Source organism: Citrobacter amalonaticus, assembly GCF_018323885.1.
Taxonomy (GTDB): Bacteria; Pseudomonadota; Gammaproteobacteria; order Enterobacterales; family Enterobacteriaceae; genus Citrobacter_A; species Citrobacter_A amalonaticus.
On record NZ_AP024585.1, the window covers coordinates 367,556 to 384,721 of the forward strand.

Annotated in this window: 14 protein-coding genes; 3 read left to right on the top strand and 11 right to left on the bottom strand. The window is 52.0% G+C overall.

Annotated features, from left to right (window positions below; translation table 11 throughout):
• Positions 1 to 10: 10 nt before the first annotated feature.
• The 6 genes from KI228_RS01725 to KI228_RS01750 form a co-directional block, all read right to left on the bottom strand.
• The gene (locus tag KI228_RS01725) at positions 11 to 1,189 is read right to left on the bottom strand and encodes an acetyl-CoA C-acetyltransferase (protein WP_061069312.1); all 1,179 of its coding nucleotides are present in this window, start codon (positions 1,187 to 1,189) and stop codon (positions 11 to 13) included.
• Complete coding sequence (locus tag KI228_RS01730) at positions 1,186 to 1,845, bottom strand: 3-oxoacid CoA-transferase subunit B (protein ID WP_061069311.1); 660 nt, start codon at positions 1,843 to 1,845, stop codon at positions 1,186 to 1,188. Before KI228_RS01730 ends, KI228_RS01725 begins: the two co-directional genes overlap by 4 nt.
• The gene (atoD, locus tag KI228_RS01735) at positions 1,845 to 2,501 is read right to left on the bottom strand and encodes an acetate CoA-transferase subunit alpha (protein ID WP_044263841.1); all 657 of its coding nucleotides are present in this window, start codon (positions 2,499 to 2,501) and stop codon (positions 1,845 to 1,847) included. The genes KI228_RS01730 and atoD overlap by 1 nt, the downstream gene beginning before the upstream one ends.
• A gap of 89 nt (positions 2,502 to 2,590) precedes the next feature.
• On the bottom strand, positions 2,591 to 2,890 hold the full coding sequence (locus tag KI228_RS01740; RefSeq protein WP_044263840.1) for an AtuA-related protein: 300 nt from the start codon (positions 2,888 to 2,890) through the stop codon (positions 2,591 to 2,593).
• Positions 2,887 to 4,230 carry an acyclic terpene utilization AtuA family protein gene (locus KI228_RS01745; RefSeq protein WP_044263838.1) on the bottom strand — a complete coding sequence of 448 codons (1,344 nt, stop codon included), beginning with the start codon at positions 4,228 to 4,230 and terminating at the stop codon, positions 2,887 to 2,889. The genes KI228_RS01740 and KI228_RS01745 overlap by 4 nt, the downstream gene beginning before the upstream one ends.
• Positions 4,231 to 4,264: 34 nt before the next feature.
• A complete protein-coding gene (locus KI228_RS01750) occupies positions 4,265 to 5,569 on the bottom strand; it encodes a CitMHS family transporter (protein WP_042998441.1) in 1,305 nt (434 codons plus the stop codon).
• 416 nt (positions 5,570 to 5,985) lie between these two features.
• Here KI228_RS01750 and KI228_RS01755 point away from each other — a divergent pair, with 416 nt between their 5' ends.
• Positions 5,986 to 6,894, top strand: coding sequence for a LysR family transcriptional regulator (locus KI228_RS01755; RefSeq protein WP_044263828.1), 909 nt, complete (start codon positions 5,986 to 5,988; stop codon positions 6,892 to 6,894).
• A gap of 27 nt (positions 6,895 to 6,921) precedes the next feature.
• Here KI228_RS01755 and malT read toward each other — a convergent pair whose 3' ends face one another.
• From malT to KI228_RS01780, 5 genes are all read right to left on the bottom strand, one after another.
• Complete coding sequence (gene malT / locus KI228_RS01760; RefSeq protein WP_044253525.1) at positions 6,922 to 9,627, bottom strand: HTH-type transcriptional regulator MalT; 2,706 nt, start codon at positions 9,625 to 9,627, stop codon at positions 6,922 to 6,924.
• A 378-nt stretch (positions 9,628 to 10,005) separates the two neighbouring features.
• A complete protein-coding gene (locus KI228_RS01765) occupies positions 10,006 to 10,437 on the bottom strand; it encodes a DUF1240 domain-containing protein (RefSeq protein ID WP_061069310.1) in 432 nt (143 codons plus the stop codon).
• 27 nt (positions 10,438 to 10,464) lie between these two features.
• Positions 10,465 to 10,896 (bottom strand): DUF1240 domain-containing protein, encoded by a 432-nt coding sequence (locus KI228_RS01770; RefSeq protein ID WP_061069309.1) that lies wholly within the window; start codon positions 10,894 to 10,896, stop codon positions 10,465 to 10,467.
• Between the two features lie 9 nt (positions 10,897 to 10,905).
• Positions 10,906 to 11,772: a hypothetical protein gene (locus KI228_RS01775; protein ID WP_044253519.1), complete on the bottom strand. Its 867-nt coding sequence runs from the start codon at positions 11,770 to 11,772 to the stop codon at positions 10,906 to 10,908.
• A gap of 28 nt (positions 11,773 to 11,800) precedes the next feature.
• Entirely contained in the window at positions 11,801 to 12,280 is a 480-nt protein-coding gene (locus KI228_RS01780; protein ID WP_042998436.1) for an Hcp family type VI secretion system effector, read from the bottom strand.
• A gap of 376 nt (positions 12,281 to 12,656) precedes the next feature.
• Here KI228_RS01780 and malP point away from each other — a divergent pair, with 376 nt between their 5' ends.
• A complete protein-coding gene (gene malP / locus KI228_RS01785) occupies positions 12,657 to 15,050 on the top strand; it encodes a maltodextrin phosphorylase (protein ID WP_061069308.1) in 2,394 nt (797 codons plus the stop codon).
• 9 nt (positions 15,051 to 15,059) lie between these two features.
• Positions 15,060 to 17,147, top strand: coding sequence for a 4-alpha-glucanotransferase (gene malQ, locus KI228_RS01790; RefSeq protein WP_104010276.1), 2,088 nt, complete (start codon positions 15,060 to 15,062; stop codon positions 17,145 to 17,147).
• Positions 17,148 to 17,166: the final 19 nt, after the last annotated feature.

Here is a 17,166-nt window from a genome sequence, read left to right on the forward strand (position 1 = left end):
GACGACATGCTTACAGACGTTCAACAATCACGGCGATCCCCTGACCACCGCCGATACACAGCGTTGCCAGCCCGGTGGTTTTATTGCGCTGCTGCAACGCGTGAACCAGCGTTACCAGAATCCGTGCGCCGCTTGCGCCAATTGGATGCCCCAGCGCGATCGCGCCGCCATTGACGTTCACTTTCTCTTCCGGGAAATTGAGTTCGCGAGCAACCGCCAGATACTGTGCGGCAAAGGCTTCGTTGGCTTCGATTAAATCCAGATCGCTGACGGTCATTTTGGCTTTTTCCAGCGCCCTTTTTGTCGCTGGAATTGGCCCAAGTCCCATCATACTGGCATCCACCCCAGCCGAAGCCCAGCTCTTCAGGCGCGCCAACGGCGTAATCCCATGCGCACGCGCAGCGCGTTCTGACATCAGGACCAGCGTCGCCGCCGCATCATTGATGCCGGAGGCATTGCCTGCAGTGACTGTCCCCGTACTTTCAAAGGCCGGACGCAGTTTCGCCAGCGAACTGGCATCGGTCTCCGGACGTGGAAACTCATCGGTATCAAACAGGCAGACCTCTTTTTTACGCTTCAGGGGCACCGGTACGATTTCCTGTCTGAAATAACCGGCGTTAATCGCGGCTATCGCTTTTTGCTGCGATGCCAGCGCTACCTGGTCCTGCTCTTCACGGCTTAAATGATAGCGCCTGGCAATGTTTTCTGCTGTGACCCCCATGTGGTAATCATTGAAGGCGCACCAGAGACCGTCGTGGATCATCACGTCTGTCAGCTCACCGTTGCCCATACGGTATCCCTGGCGCGCACGGGCCAGCAGGTAGGGGGCGGCGCTCATGTTTTCCATCCCGCCGACAATACAGGTCTGATTATCACCACTCAGAATGGACTGCGCGCCTAGCACAACGGTTTCCAGGCCAGAACCGCAGACTTTATTGACCGTGAATGACGGAACGCTCTCCGCCAGGCCTGCGTGATGCGTCACCTGGTGAGCCGGGTTTTGCCCTAATCCGGCCTGCAACACGTTGCCGAGGATCACTTCGTTAATGTTAATATCTGACGGAAGGTCCAGCAGGTTTGCCCGGACACAGGTCGCGCCCAGCATTACCGCCGGGACGTCAGCCAGGCTGCCAGCAAATTTACCGATAGGGGTGCGTTTCGCACTCACAATCACAATCGAGTCGTTCATGCCAGAGTCCCCGCAGGCTGCAATGTTTTCAGGTGTGCACAAAGATGGAAGTTCGCTTCCGTGCGCGCACGAAGTTCATCAAGCGTGATGGTGTCGCTGATTTCATCAAGGATCATTTCGCCGTTCACAAAGCTAAATACGGCGAGTTCGGTGATGACTTTGCTGACCTTGCCGACCGCCGTTAAGGGATAACTGCACTGATGTAACAGCTTCGGTTCGCCATTTTTTGCACAGTGCTCCATCGCAATAATGACTTTTTTCGCTCCTGCCACGAGGTCCATCGCCCCGCCCATACCGGGCACCATTTTGCCCGGAACCATCCAGTTAGCGAGGTTTCCGCGTTCATCGACCTGCAAACCGCCGAGCACGCAGACATCAACATGTCCCCCGCGAATAAGGGCGAAAGAGAAGCAACTGTCGAACATCGCCGCACCAGGGATCATGCCACAAGGCTGACCGCCTGCATTGACGAGGCTGGCATTCACCTCGTCCAGCGGGCCGAGGCCAAGAAAACCATTTTCTGACTGCAACGTGACCTGAATATCCTCGGCCAGGTAGTTCGCGACCTGCGTTGGCAGGCCAATGCCCAGATTGACGACGTCGCCATCGTGTAATTCCTGTGCCACGCGGCGCGCAATACGTTCTTTTGCATTCATCACTGGGCCTCCACGAACAGATAATCCACCAGCGCACCAGGGGTGATGACGTGTACGGGAGGAATGCTTCCCAGCGCGCCGATGTCGCGGGTTTCAGCCACAACCACATCGGCGGCCAGCGCCATTACCGGGTTGAAGTTTCGGGCGGTCAGGTCATAGGTGAGATTGCCTGCCTCATCGGCATGACTGGCGAGAAGAATGGCGAGATCGGCGCGCAGAGGTTGCTCCAGCAGCCATTTCTCACCGTTGACCCGTAGCGTTTGTTTATTTTCTTCCACCACCGTGCCCAGCCCGGTTTGCGTGAGGAATCCCCCCAGTCCGGCGCCGCCAGCGCGGATTTGCTCGGCGAGCGTCCCTTGCGGTACTAACTGAACATCGAGCTCACCGGAAATCATCTTCTTACCGGTTTCCGGGTTGGTACCAATATGAGAGGCGATCACTTTTTTGACCTGGCCATTAGAAATCAGCGGACCAATGCCTTTATCAACAAAAGCGGTGTCATTGCCGATGAGCGTCAACGCTTTTACACCGGAGCGCATAATTTCAGCCACCAGATATTCCGGCGTTCCGACGCCCATAAAGCCGCCAAACATAATGCTCATGCCGTCATGTAATAGTTCGCGGAATTTGTCCGCCGTTATTCTTTTGTTTTGCATAATTGTGTACTTGCTGTTTTGAAGACAAGGATTCCCCGGCGGAGTAATGAAACCCCGCCGAAGATGGAGATCTTCGTGTCCGAAAAGAATTAAATGGGCATATCCAGCAACGCGGAGCTCAGCCCTTTGCCGTGCATATCCAGCGCCAGCGAGCGAGTAACGCCACCTCCCAGCGCTTTATGCATCACGAAATTTAGTGCGCCGAGTTCCGGTAATTCATAGCGAATCACCTCGCCCTGTACAATATCGCCAAACCAGACTTTGACTCTTTCGGCGGTGACATGTTCTGCCAGCGTTGAATAATCTTCCGGACGCCAGGCAATTAATGAAATATTGGAAATATTCCCTTTATCTCCGGTGCGGGAATGCGCTATTTCACGTAATTTCATAATTTATTCTCCAGTACGGTAATATGGTGTTGGACGCATTGACGCGGAATGAGGGTGGAGTCCATGGCCAGTATTTCTTTTACCGATTTCATGACACCGCCACCGCCCGCAGGGCCGTTGGTATAAAGTGTTTCCACTTCGTTGCCGACGGTAACCGCCTGCGCACGAGTGGCGCAGCGGGCAGCAACACGAGCGCGAACTTCATAGGGCTCGCTGTACTGACCGCGCGTTTCACCATGCATCGCATTGACACCAATGAGGTCGTAACGTGCTTCCTGCGCGTTAAAGTGACAAATCGCGAAGCGCTCACGCACGATGTCGAGAGCGAGACGTCCACGATTTACCGCACCTGGGCCGGCGTAGGATATTTCGCCTTCACCGATAAAACCATCCTGATAACCGACAGAAACCTTCAGCGTTTCGGTACGTGGCGCACCCGTCGCGCCGGTAACCCGCACCTCATCCGGGCCGCATTGGCTAAAACGCACATGGCTGAAGTCAGCGACCACGTCAGGAGTGAGATAACGATCCGGCCGGTGGATCTCGTACAGTAGTTGCTCTTTGCAGGTATCTTCAGTGATCAGTCCGCCAGACCCGGCCACTTTGGTTATGGTGGCGCTGCCATCTTCACTGACCTCAGCCAGTGGGAAACCGAGGTGTGCCAGATGAGGAACATCCTTCACCCCCGGATCGGCGTAATATCCGCCGGTGATTTGCCCGGCGCACTCCAGAAGATGACCGATACAGGTCCCCATGCCCAGGTGATGCCAGTCATCAGCGGCCCAGTTGAACTTATGCATCATCGGTGCAAGAAAAAGCGACGGGTCGGCGACCCGTCCGGCAATCACCACATCTGCATCGGACTCAAGTGCTTCCAGTAACCCCGCCGCGCCTAAATATGCGTTTGCGGAAAGTAAGGTTTTTTCAAAGCGAGAGATGGGAACACAGGCTTCGTCCAGCGTCAGGTCCATCGACTGTATGAGCGACAACACGTCATCACCCGTGACCACAGCGACTTTAAGGCCATGTAAACCCAGTTCCTGGGCAATCTTCAACACCGCTTTTCCGGCGGCGAGCGGGTTGGCGGAACCCATGTTAGAGATGATCCGCACACGTTTGGCGTGACAGGTCGGTAACACCGCGCGCATCCGCGCTTCGAGCAGTTCGTTATAGCCTTTGTTCGGATCCTGCTGCTTCTGTTTTTGTCCAATGGCGATGGTGCGCTCTGCCAGACATTCAAACACCAGGTAATCCAGTTCCCCTTTTTCGGCCAGTTCAACCGCAGGCTCAATGCGGTCACCTGCGTAGCCTGCTCCGGAACCAATTCGAATGGTTTTCATTTTATTTCCTTAATTCTTAACAAGAAATGTGCTGTTAAATCGGGAAGACGCCGGTGAGGGCCGCAGCAAAGGTCATAATGACGCTAGCTGCCCACAGGACCGGGATGGAGAATTTTTGGTGATCCGCGAGGTCGACACCGGCAAGACTGACCAACAGGAAGGTCGCGGGAGTCAGTGGACTGACCGGGAAGCCGGTGGTCATCTGACCGAGCACCGATGCCTGAGCAACCTGAATGGCAGGGATACCCATAATGTCCACGGTATGCGCGACGACAGGCATAATGCCGAAGTAGTAAGAGTCTGGATCGAAAATCAACGACAACGGCATCGAGATCAAACCGACGATGAACGGAATATGGGATGCCAGTGCCGCAGGCATAAACTCTACCGCCGCATGAGACATGGCTTTCAGCATGCCAGCACCACCCATGATCCCGGTAAATGCCCCCGCCGCGAACAGGATACTGGCCATCATCAGCGCCGCTTTTGCGTGGGCATTGATCCGTTCTTTCTGCATTTCAACATTCGGATAGTTGATCATCAACGCCAGTGTCAGGGCGATCATGAAGGCAACGGTGGGGGAGATGCGGGTGAACACCATTGTGCCGATCACGGCAATAACCAGCGCGATATTTACCCAGAAAAGATGTGGACGACGCAGGACTTTTTCCTGCTCGGTCAGTTCCTTATGATGCGAAAAATCACCTGCGGCCGCAGCAAAGTGGGCGGCGCCAAGGCGTTTCTCTTCGCGTTTACCCCAGTACCAACCCATGATGACCATAAAGGTCAGGCCCGCGAGCTGTGCTGGAATTAACGGAATAAAGAGGTCATGGGTGGTGACGTTCAATGCGGCCGAGGCGCGAATCATCGGCCCGGTCCAGGGTAAAAAGTTGACCCCGGCGCTGAGCGCAACAATACCAAGTAAGATCCGTTTGTCCATACCGAGGCGATTGAACAGCGGCAGCATGGTGGGGACAGTGATTAAGAAGGTCACCGCGCCATTACCGTCAAGGTGGGCGATGAGTGCCAGAAGGCCCGTACCAATGATGATTTTAACCGGGTTGGTCCCTACGAATCGCAATATACCGCGTACGATAGGGTCAAACATCCCGGCATCCGTCACAACGCCAAAAAAAGCGATCGCAAAGACGAACATCGCCGCCATCGGGGCCAGTTTTGTGATGCCTTCGACCACATATTTTGCGGTATCTGTTCCGCAACCTGCAGCCAGCGCGCCAATCACCGGAATAACGATCAGGGCAACCAGAGGCGACATCCTTTTGGACATGATAAAAAATAATAAGGTGGCTATAGTAAGCACACCTATTAGCGCCAGCATGAGTTTCTCCTTAATATTTTTATAAACTTATATGCTTCGAATGTATAAAAGTAAATGCAATGTTAATTGTGTGTAGAGGGATATATGTTTTATCAGTGCATTAGTTTTTATCACAGTGCGCCGGATGGTACTAATTTGTAAATCCAATGAAGTCATTTGTTGTAAGGGTTAATGCGACTATTTGAGATAAAAATAATGCTATAGCTAATTTGCTTAAATATAGAAATCACTTTGTAAACATAGGGTTGTTATGTATGTTGAGTGTATTTTTCTTAATAATCTTTAGTGGCGATAGGGCAGTACGTAGAAATTAAATTGCGGTTAATGTGGGGTGGGTCATAAAAAGAAATTAACTGCCTTTTATTCATTTTAAAAATCGATAAGATAATTAATGATTTCGATGGCAGGAGCAGGAAATGAATCTTTCGATTAAACAACTCAGGGCATTTTTAATATTAAGCGAGGCTGATAGTTTTACTCAGGCGGCCCGGCGGTTTAACCTTTCTCAGCCCGCGTTTAGTACCCTGATTGCATCACTGGAAGAGGAGATTGGCTACCGGCTATTCGACAGAGATACGCGGCGCGTGTTGCTGAATGCGGATGGCATTCATTTTCTCGATCTGGCGCGCAAGATTGTGCAGAGCCATGATGATGCCGTGGGCGAAATCAAAGACCGGGTAGCGGGTAGTAATAACGATATTACTCTTGCGGTGTTGCCTTCGCTGGCAGTGGAATGGCTACCTGAAATACTGGTGAAATACAGTAAGAGGGTGCCGCAAAGTAATGTGAAACTGATCGACACCCAGTGGGATCGCTGTCTGAAGGCATTACTTGATGGTCAGGCGGACATGGCATTAACCGCCGGGCAACCCTCGTTGACCACGTTCGATTCAACGTTATTGTTCTCGGATAAATTTTATCTGCTCTGTCATCGCGAACATCCACTGGCACAACAATCTTCGGTATCGCTCAGTCAGGTTTGCGATTATCCCTTTATTGGTTTCAGTGTCGGCACCAGCATTCGGCAGTACACCGATAAGCTCTGCGAAAATCTGGCCATGAGCTTTAATTATCAACTGGAAGTGCGCCAACTCACCACGATGATGGGCCTGATTGCCGCCAACTACGGGATCAGCATTACGACTGGATTAACGCTGTTCCAGTTCAACCATAAAGATATCGTGATTTTACCGTTTGAAGATTTAGCACTGGAGCGGGCAATCTATCTGGTGACGCCGAAGGGGCGACATCTCGCGCCTGGCGTCGCGTCGTTTGCGGAATTCATTACCTGCCAGGCGCACCAGTTCGCGTCAGAACATATGTGATGTAAACACCCGCGAAAGACCGTCTTGCTACACCCCATAACCCATCATTTTCAGCAGCCGCTGCGCGTGTTGGACCGCATCCTGACGGTGCGCCACGCCCAGTTTTTGATACAAATTACGGATATGCGTCTTGATGGTGGTCGCCGCTACCGCCAGTTCGCCAGCGATTTGCTCGTTGCTGTAGCCGGAGTAGATAAGCCCCAGCACCTGCCATTCGCGCTGCGTCAGCGGACTGGTGCGGATTAGCTCTGGTACTTCCGGGTGGTTCAGCAGGCGCTCAACAAAGCTTTCGTCAAAGTGGGCGAACTTGTGGCGGTGATGCTGGTTGATCTCACGCAGAATGCGCTGCGCGCGGTGTTGGTCCAGTTCCGGCAGCGTATTCAGTTGAATAAGCTGGCGTAGTTGCTGCGCCATCGACTCGCCTTCAATCACGAAATGGCTGATGAATCCGGTGCGATTGGCTAATTGCAGGGCATCAAGCAGCACGCGCTGCGCGTCATTTTTGCGCCCGGCCTGCCAGTAAAGTTGGTTGAGCAGCAGCAGGTTACGGTTAAGGTCGCTCATCAGGCGCAGGCTGCGTGCGTTTTCATTCAGCTCTTCGAGTACGATTTCAGCGGGTTCAAATTCACCCAGCAGAATTTGCGCTCTGGCGATATTACGCCACTGGCCTTGCAGGAAGTGGTTATTGGCAAACTCCGGTTTCGGCGTCTGGCGCAGCCAGTTGGCGGCCGACTTTTTATCGCCGACCATTTGCCAGTAGATCACCCGAACTTTATCGGCGTTTGAGATCCAGTCGCTATGGTAGTGACCGTTGCCCAGCAGATTCTCCAGGCGGTTGAGATGGCTGCGGGCATTGTCCAGATCGCCACGGGCCAACGAGCACTGCACCAACAGCGCCAGACACTGTAATTGTTGCTGCGGCTGAAAGGCGGAGAGCACTTCGATACCGCTGCGCGCAGAGGCTTCCGCTTCATCCAGTCGCGCCCACGCCCACAGCAGTTGGGCCCGAATGCGCACCAGAAATTCGTGCATGGGCAATTGTTCCAGATGCTGATCTTTAATCAACTGGAACGCTTTCTCCTGGGTTTCCCAGGCGGCCTGCAAAAAACCCTGGGCAAAGAGGATTTCACTTTGCTGGATCAAGCTCCAGAGCGCGTAGTGCCAGACATCATGATGACGCGCCATCTGTTCGGTCTGCTGCATCAGCGTTAAGGAGCGAGAGAGATCCCCCTTACAGTGCAGCACTTCGCCGTGCACCGAGGTTGCAACAATACGGCTGTAATACAAGGCGATGGGCAACTCATCCAGCGCCAGTTTCGCCAGCCGTTCAGCCTCATCGGGATTGCCGTCGTTGATCGCCACCTGAGCGCGGAGCGCGTTAAACTCGGCATGCAGCGTGCTGTCCATCACGCCCTGAATCTCTTGTTCGGCACGGGCCAGCAGGGTGTTTACTTCGCTGTAGCGATGCTGGCTCTGCATCAGCCAGGCCTGTAACAACACCAGACGCGGGTTTTCCAGCAGGCTTTCCCACGGCAGCGCTTTTAGTGACTCTTCCAGCAGCGCCAGTTCGCTGTGGTTAAACAATCCCCAGGCGTGGTTAAGCAAAATATCGCGCAGCATATGCGCATCGCCGGCCGCCAGCGCATGGTGGATGGCTTCGCTGGGGAAACCCTGCGCCATCCAGCTTTCCGCTGCGGCGCGATGGATATCAGGTAACTCGGTCGCCAGTTCCCACTGGCAGCGCTGGCGCAGGAAACTGCCAAACAGCGGGTGATAACTGAACCATTCGCCGGAGTCATCCATCCGTTGCAGGAAAAGCCCTTGCCGCTCGATCTCTTCCAGCCGCATCTGACCATTTTCTTCGCCGGTTACACGTACAATCAGCGCATCGTTCATTGACCGTAAAACTGCACTTTTCAGCAGGAAAAGGCGGGTGCTGACATCGACGCTGTCCAGCACTTCATCGACCAGATAATCTGAAAGATGGCTGGCGTTAATTCCCGCCAGACGGCGTGCCGACTGATGCGCAGAGTGGTTGTTTTGCCGCGCAGAGAGGGCGATGAGCTGTAATGCGGTCGCCCAGCCTGCCACATCGTCACACATCCGGCTGCTTTCGGCGGCTTCGATGGGGGAGGATAAGCGGCGGTCAAAAAACTGTTTGGCTTCCTGATGATTAAAGGCCAGTTGCTGACTGCCTATCTCCAGAAGCTGGTCGCGCACGCGCAGGTTGGCAATCCCCAACTGCGGTAAATTACGCGACAGTACCACCAGCGTGAGATTTTCAGGCTGATGACGCAGGAAGAAGCGCATGGACTCATGAATCACCGGATTAGTGATCAGATGGTAATCGTCGATGACCAGATACAGCGGGCGATGCCATTCCGCCAGCTCAATAAAGAGCTGCGCAAAAAGCGAAGTCAGACTGACATACTGCCGTTTTTGCACCATCACTTCGCTGGTGGTGCAATGACCGTTAGTGGCCTGCTGTACCGCGGCAATCAGATAGCTGGCAAAACGCTCCTGCTGGTTGTCGCCCTCATCCAGTGAGTACCAGCCGAGTTCACTTTTCCCGGCGGCCCATTGTGAAATGAGCGTAGTCTTCCCATAACCTGCAGGACTTGTGATCAGGGCCAGCCTGAAATTGTTCGCGCCGGAAAGTTTAGCCAACAGGCGCTCACGGACCACTGTATGGTCGAGACGAACCGGACGACTTAGTTTGGACGGAATCAACATAGTTAACACTTCACTGTGGAAAATGGGGGACTGCGATTTTTTTTGCGCTTCGTAATTAATAGATATAAGGTCGGCCAGATTAGGAACTTTTGCAAGGTATGTCCGGTAATGAACCGCCTTAATTTGCACTACATCACAAATTTATCTGATGGATAACCTCTACTGGATACGGTTGGCGGAGGGGATGCCGGGGTATTTACTTTTGCTGAAGAGTCCTGACACTTTGTATAGGCTTACGATCCTCTCTGTGACAGGCGAAATTGTAACTTACCGTGATAAAATTTTTACCGACAAAGGGTAATCAAAAGGTGAGGATGTTATCGATATAAAAAAAGGTAATCTTATTCTCGTTATTATTAGCAGTTTCTATGACTGCTCCTACCAGAAACTACGATTATCAACAAGGGTTTCGCAAAGCTTAACATCAATCACATGATAATCATGAAGGTTGTCCTGTGGGCAGGAGTGGTAGGAAAGTGCCAGCAACAGAAATGGCACAATAAAGTTAGCAATAAAACCGATAATAAAGAATAAGGTGATAGCGGCGAGAACCCATCCTTCAAAAGGATCGGGAAGTGCCTTGTATTGCAAATCATCGGTAAATAAAACACGAACCATAGCAATCACAACATACATGACCAGAGGTATAGCTCCTATAAGTGCACAAGTTTGATTATAAGAAATAACGTCTCCCATCCTCATTAAAGATAAAAAATCCGTCATAACCAATCCAAAGAATAAGAAATCCAAAAAGCCAAAACAAAAAATAATAAAAAAAATAATTATGATTTGGAGTCGTAATTTTCGCATGCCTGTTTGCCTGTACATAAATGAGAGTTAAAAAAAACTACGATTATCAACAAGGGTTTCGCAAAGCTTAACATCAGTCACATGATAATCATGAAGGTTGTCCTGTGGGCAGGAGTGATATGACGATACCAGAAATAAAAGCAGGACAATAAAGTTTGCAATAAAGCCGATAGCAAAAAAGAGCGCGCCAGTGCCCAGCACCCAGACTTCAAAAGGATCAGGAAGGGCTTTGTATTGCAAATCATTGCTGAATAAAACCCGTACCATAGCAAAGGTTGTATACAACATTAACGGTATTCCACTTATTAGTAAGCACGTATGGTGATATGTGATTACATCACCCATTCTTATCAATGATAAAAAATCGGTCATAACAAAACCAAATATTTGTAAATCAAGAATGCCAAGGAGAAATATAATCAGCAAAAAATACATTAGCCGCATAAATAATTTCTTCATAAGTCCTCCTTAAAATGAGTCAAAGTAGGGAGAGTCGAATCCATAATCGTAATTTTTATGATGATGTATATAATCACGAAGCTTTTCTTTTAACGCATTTGATAGCCCCAATTTGTCATCAATTATGTTAAGTCCAATGTTGAGACCTATTCCTATGGCAACTATGAATCCAATTGCAACAATTATTGGTGCACTAATTAAAGTCAAAACTCCCGCGACCACCCCAATCACAACCCCCGACACTACCGCTTTAGCCATGTCCATTGAAATATCGACCAGAAAATCCACCATCTGATAATCTGATTTAAAAATCAATTCGATGGCTCGCCAGGCCAGAGAAAAATAGAGGCAATATCTGACACCACTGCTGATACTGTTGTAAAGCCCACGTTTACCGATGGCCATTTCCAGTATTTGCGGATGCCTGGCACCGTAGCGGGTCCCGTTAAGAATACGGCGTAACGCAGGGTATCCCGTAATTTTTATATAGGCTTTGCCGCCCACGTTGTACTCGATCGCTTTTATTTTTAATACAGTAAAGTTAAAAACCAATTCGTTAGCCGGGTTGTAATATGTTGTGAGCTTAGACAGACTGCGAAAGGCATCCAGTCCATCTTTCATATTCCCCGGCGCTGCGCGGTACGAAAAAAACTGATCAATTCCTCCCATTAAGTCATCCACGACTTGCTGTGCTTCTTCTATCGTCAACAGGAGGATATGGTGGTGTTGTGTGATGAATGATCCATCCATAAAAGCCATATCGCGCTGCACAGGGTTCATTGAACTCCAGTGGATGTCTGCTGAGCCGCGCAGCGGATCGCCATCGGGGTGACGTGAAGTGTTCTCGTACAACGAAGAAGAGGGACGATGACGCATGCTATTTCCTTATATATGTTATTCAGACTCAGAAGAGCCGGTCGCTCCAAAAGCTAAAGGCGCTGGTGCTCGCCATACAGTGTTCCCAACTGATGGACTCATACGTAAAACAAACACGTTCCTGTGCTTCGTTTCCATGTTCAATAATATTATGTGGCACAATTATTTTGATGTTAGAAATATGAGCTTTGAATAGTTTAATTTTATAGTAGATCTCCTGTTGACCTCCTGGATTAACGCGATACAGGTCGAGTTCACACTCAAGTGTTTCGTTATCGTTGATGGCTTTGCTGAGTAACGGCGACGAACGGTCAACGGGCTTAATTATTTGCAATTCATGATGACAAACATTTTGTTGCCGTGATGTTTCATGTTCAAGTGCGTAAATCATTATCTGATCAATATGACGGGTTTGAGATTTATTACCTATTGAACTCCGGGAGCCGCACTGCGCTGATATATCTCCCTGAATCTCTCCTGTCAGCGTGAGCCAGGATAAATGGGACATATTATTTCCTTTTGATTTATTAGTGGTGATAATATATTGAAATACAATAAATTTAGTGTGCGCTTGTATTATTGTCATTTCAACTGGTTTTGTTTTTATATGGACTTGAAACCAGAGAGATTCTTCATACCCGCGTTATATCATTTCATCCCTGATTCTGTGATTAGAGCCAGGTAAAATATAAAAATGGATTAAAATAAGTGTATGACTGGGATCTGAACAGTCGGGTGCGGTACGCGAGAGTGGCACCGATCACACTTTTACGCTCATCCCCACTACTCCTCCCCGCCTAATCAAGAGTGGGATGAGGAAGGTCAACATTGAGCCTGGCAAACTAGCGATAACGTTGTTTTTTACCAAAGGACCCGGAATTCCTATGTCACAGCCAACCTTCAATCAAGAGCAATTTCAGGCAGCCCTGACACGTCAGTGGCAGCGTTTCGGTTTACTGTCAGCTCACGAGATGACGTCCCGTCAATGGTGGCACGCCGTCAGCGGCGCGCTGGCGGAACTTCTCTGTGCCCAACCTGTGGCGAAACCGGCGAAAAATCAGCGCCATGTGAACTACATCTCGATGGAGTTCCTGATTGGTCGTCTGACGGGGAATAATCTGCTTAACCTGGGCTGGTATCAGGCGGTGAGCGATGCGCTGAAAGCGTACGACGTCCAGCTGACCGATCTGCTGGAAGAAGAGATCGACCCGGCGCTGGGCAACGGAGGATTAGGGCGTCTTGCCGCCTGCTTCCTGGACTCAATGGCGACCGTGGGTCAATCTGCCACCGGTTATGGTCTGAACTATCAGTACGGCCTGTTCCGTCAATCCTTTGCCGACGGTCAGCAAATGGAAGCGCCGGATGACTGGCATCGCGGCAGCTATCCGTGGTTCCGTCATAACGAGCAGCTTGATGTGCAGGTGGGTATTGGCGGTAAGGTGACAAAAGGCGGTCACTGGGAACCCGGCTTTGTGATTACCGGGCAGGCGTGGGATCTGCCGGTGCTGGGCTACCGTAACGGCGTGGCGCAACCGCTGCGTCTGTGGCAGGCCACTCACGCTCATCCGTTTAACCTGACCAAATTTAATGACGGTGATTTTCTGCGTGCGGAACAGCAGGGGATTGACGCCGATAAACTGACCAAAGTGCTTTACCCGAACGATAACCACACGGCGGGTAAGAAGCTGCGTCTGATGCAGCAATACTTCCAGTGCGCCTGTTCAGTGGCAGACATTCTGCGTCGTCATCATCTGGCTGGCCGCAAACTGCATGAGCTGGCGGATTACGAAGTCATTCAACTGAACGATACCCATCCGACCATTGCGATTCCGGAACTGCTGCGCGTGCTGCTTGACGAGCATCAGATGAGCTGGGACGACGCCTGGGCGATCACCAGCAAGACCTTCGCTTATACCAACCATACCCTGATGCCAGAAGCGCTGGAGTGCTGGGATGAGAAGCTGGTGAAAGCGCTGCTGCCGCGTCATATGCAGATCATCAAAGAGATTAACGATCGCTTTAAGACGCTGGTCGATAAAACCTGGCCTGGCGACAAGCAGGTTTGGGCAAAGCTGGCGGTGGTTCACGCCAAACAGGTGCGCATGGCGAACATGTGCGTCGTCAGCGGCTTTGCGGTCAACGGCGTTGCCGCGCTGCACTCCGATCTGGTGGTGAAAGATCTGTTCCCGGAATATCACCAACTGTGGCCGAACAAGTTCCATAACGTGACCAACGGCATCACGCCGCGTCGCTGGATCAAACAGTGCAACCCGGAACTGGCTGCGCTGTTTGATAAAACGCTGAAAAAAGAGTGGGCGAACGATCTCGATCAGTTGATCAATCTTGAGAAGTACGCTGATGATGCTAAATTCCGCAAGACCTGGCGTGATATCAAGCAGGCCAATAAGGTACGTCTGGCTGAGTTTGTGAAAGTTCGTACCGGGATTGAGATTAACCCGCAGGCGATTTTCGATATTCAGATTAAGCGTCTGCACGAATACAAACGTCAGCACCTGAACCTGCTGCATATCCTGGCGTTGTATAAAGAGATTCGCGAAAACCCGCAGGCCGATCGCGTACCGCGCGTGTTCCTGTTTGGCGCGAAGTCGGCTCCGGGTTACTACCTGGCGAAAAACATCATCTTTGCCATTAACAAGGTGGCGGAAACCATTAATAACGACCCGAACGTCGGCGACAAACTGAAAGTGGTGTTCCTGCCGGATTACTGCGTGTCAGCAGCAGAAATGCTGATTCCGGCGGCGGATATCTCCGAGCAGATCTCCACAGCGGGGAAAGAAGCTTCCGGCACCGGCAACATGAAGCTGGCGCTAAACGGCGCACTGACGGTCGGCACCCTGGACGGCGCGAACGTAGAAATCGCCGAGAAAGTGGGTGATGAGAATATCTTTATCTTTGGGCATACCGTGGAACAGGTGAAGGCGCTGAAAGCCAAAGGCTACGATCCGCTGAAATGGCGCAAAAAGGATAAAGTGCTCGATGCCGTGCTGAAAGAGCTGGAGAGCGGTAAGTTCAGCGCCGGCGATCAGCATGCCTTTGATCAGATGCTGCACAGCATAGGCAAACAGGGGGGCGATCCGTATCTGGTGATGGCGGACTTTGCGGCCTACGTTGAGGCGCAGAAACAGGTGGATGTGTTGTATCGTGACCAGGAGGCCTGGACGCGTGCGGCGATCCTGAACTCCGCACGCTGCGGTATGTTCAGCTCGGATCGCTCCATTCGCGATTATCAGACCCGAATCTGGCAGGCGAAACGCTAAGGAAGCGCGATGGATAGCAAACGTCTGGATAATGCCGCGCTGGCGGCGGGGATCAGTCCCAATTATATCAATGCCCACGGCAAGCCGCAGTCAATTGGTGCCGAAACCAAGCGACGTTTGTTGGATGCTATGCACCGTACCGCTGCCGCCGCAAAGGTAGCGGTGACGGCGGTGCCGAATGTGATGGTCTACACCGCAGGCAAAAAGATGTCGCTAGCGGTAGAGGGACACGGTGAATTCAACTGGCTGTTGACCACCGAAGAGGGGGGGCAGTTTAAGGGGCACGCCACCGGCGGGAAATCCTTTACTCTGCCGACAAAGCTGCCGCTGGGTTATCACACGTTGACCCTGACGCAGGATGAACAGCGACACCATTGCCGCATCATCGTGGCGCCAAAACGCTGCTACGAGCCGCAGGCGCTGCTGACCGGGCAGAAACTCTGGGGTGCCTGCGTACAGCTCTATACGCTGCGTTCAGAGCACAACTGGGGAATCGGTGATTTCGGCGATCTGAAGTCAATGCTGGTGGATGTAGCAAAACGCGGGGGGGCGTTTATCGGCCTCAATCCGATCCACGCGCTCTATCCGGCAAACCCGGAGAGCGCCAGCCCGTACAGCCCGTCTTCACGTCGCTGGCTGAACGTCATTTACATTGATGTGAACGCTGTCGATGATTTTCGCCTGAGTCAAGAAGCGCAGGCCTGGTGGCAGATGCCCGATACGCAGAAAATACTGCAACAGGCGCGGGATGCCCAATGGGTGGATTACTCGGCAGTCACCACGCTGAAGATGACCGCGCTGCGCATGGCATGGAAAGGGTTTGCCACGCGCGACGATGAACAGATGGCGGCATTCCGGGCGTTCGTGGCTCAGGAAGGCGACAGCCTGTACTGGCAGGCGGCGTTTGATGCGCTGCATGCCTGGCAGGTGAAAGAGGATGAACTGCGCTGGGGCTGGCCGGCCTGGCCGGAAGCGTATCAGTCTGTTGATTCGCCGGAGGTGGAAAAATTCTGTCACGAACATCGTGATGAAGTGGATTTTTATCTCTGGTTACAGTGGCTGGCGTACATCCAGTTTGCCGCCTGCTGGGAAACCAGTCAGGGCTTTAAGATGCCAATTGGCCTGTATCGCGATCTGGCGGTGGGCGTGGCGGAAGGTGGGGCGGAAACCTGGTGCGATCGCGAGCTGTATTGCCTGAAAGCCTCTGTTGGCGCGCCGCCGGATATCCTCGGTCCGCTTGGACAGAACTGGGGCCTGCCGCCGATGGATCCGCATATCATTACGGCGCGTGCCTACGAGCCGTTTATCGAACTCCTGCGGGCGAATATGCAAAACTGCGGCGCGCTGCGCATCGATCATGTCATGTCGATGCTGCGGTTGTGGTGGATCCCCTACGGTGAAACCGCCGACCACGGCGCCTATGTTCACTATCCGGTCGACGACCTGTTGTCGATTCTGGCGCTGGAAAGTCAGCGTCACCATTGCATGGTGATTGGTGAAGACTTGGGTACCGTTCCGGTGGAGATTGTTGGCAAACTGCGAAGCAGCGGCGTGTACTCTTACAAAGTGCTCTATTTCGAGAACGACCATGAGAAGAACTACCGTGCGCCGAAAGCGTATCCGGAACAATCAATGGCTGTCGCGACGACGCATGATCTTCCTACGCTCAAAGGTTATTGGGACAGCGGTGATTTGACGCTGGGCAAAGCGCTGGGACTGTATCCTGATGAAGTGGTGCTGCGCGGACTGTATCAGGACCGTGAGCGGGCGAAACAAGGGCTATTAGATGCGCTGCACAAGTACGGTTGCCTGCCAAAACGTGCCGGGCGTAAGGCTTCGCTGATGGCGATGACGCCGATGCTCAATCGGGGGATGCAGCGTTATATCGCCGACAGTAACAGTGCGTTATTAGGGTTGCAGCCGGAAGACTGGCTGGATATGGCGGAGCCGGTCAACATTCCGGGGACCAGTTCAGAGTACAAAAACTGGCGTCGTAAGCTCTCCGTGACTCTTGAAGCGATGTTTGCCGATGAACGGGTGAACAAGCTGATTAAGGATCTGGATAAACGGCGAAAAGCGGCAGCGAAGAAGACGTAAAAATAAAGAACCCGCCAAC

Excerpts from the sequence above, each read along its gene's own strand:
- malP (WP_061069308.1), top strand. The coding sequence starts at position 12,657 with ATGTCACAGCCAACCTTCAATCAAGAGCAATTTCAGGCAGCCCTGACA.
- KI228_RS01745 (WP_044263838.1), bottom strand. The coding sequence starts at position 4,230 with ATGAAAACCATTCGAATTGGTTCCGGAGCAGGCTACGCAGGTGACCGC.
- KI228_RS01775 (WP_044253519.1), bottom strand. The coding sequence starts at position 11,772 with ATGCGTCATCGTCCCTCTTCTTCGTTGTACGAGAACACTTCACGTCAC.
- KI228_RS01765 (WP_061069310.1), bottom strand. The coding sequence starts at position 10,437 with ATGCGAAAATTACGACTCCAAATCATAATTATTTTTTTTATTATTTTT.
- malT (WP_044253525.1), bottom strand. The coding sequence starts at position 9,627 with ATGTTGATTCCGTCCAAACTAAGTCGTCCGGTTCGTCTCGACCATACA.
- atoD (WP_044263841.1), bottom strand. The coding sequence starts at position 2,501 with ATGCAAAACAAAAGAATAACGGCGGACAAATTCCGCGAACTATTACAT.
- KI228_RS01770 (WP_061069309.1), bottom strand. The coding sequence starts at position 10,896 with ATGAAGAAATTATTTATGCGGCTAATGTATTTTTTGCTGATTATATTT.
- KI228_RS01755 (WP_044263828.1), top strand. The coding sequence starts at position 5,986 with ATGAATCTTTCGATTAAACAACTCAGGGCATTTTTAATATTAAGCGAG.
- malQ (WP_104010276.1), top strand. The coding sequence starts at position 15,060 with ATGGATAGCAAACGTCTGGATAATGCCGCGCTGGCGGCGGGGATCAGT.
- KI228_RS01740 (WP_044263840.1), bottom strand. The coding sequence starts at position 2,890 with ATGAAATTACGTGAAATAGCGCATTCCCGCACCGGAGATAAAGGGAAT.
- KI228_RS01780 (WP_042998436.1), bottom strand. The coding sequence starts at position 12,280 with ATGTCCCATTTATCCTGGCTCACGCTGACAGGAGAGATTCAGGGAGAT.
- KI228_RS01730 (WP_061069311.1), bottom strand. The coding sequence starts at position 1,845 with ATGAATGCAAAAGAACGTATTGCGCGCCGCGTGGCACAGGAATTACAC.
- KI228_RS01725 (WP_061069312.1), bottom strand. The coding sequence starts at position 1,189 with ATGAACGACTCGATTGTGATTGTGAGTGCGAAACGCACCCCTATCGGT.
- KI228_RS01750 (WP_042998441.1), bottom strand. The coding sequence starts at position 5,569 with ATGCTGGCGCTAATAGGTGTGCTTACTATAGCCACCTTATTATTTTTT.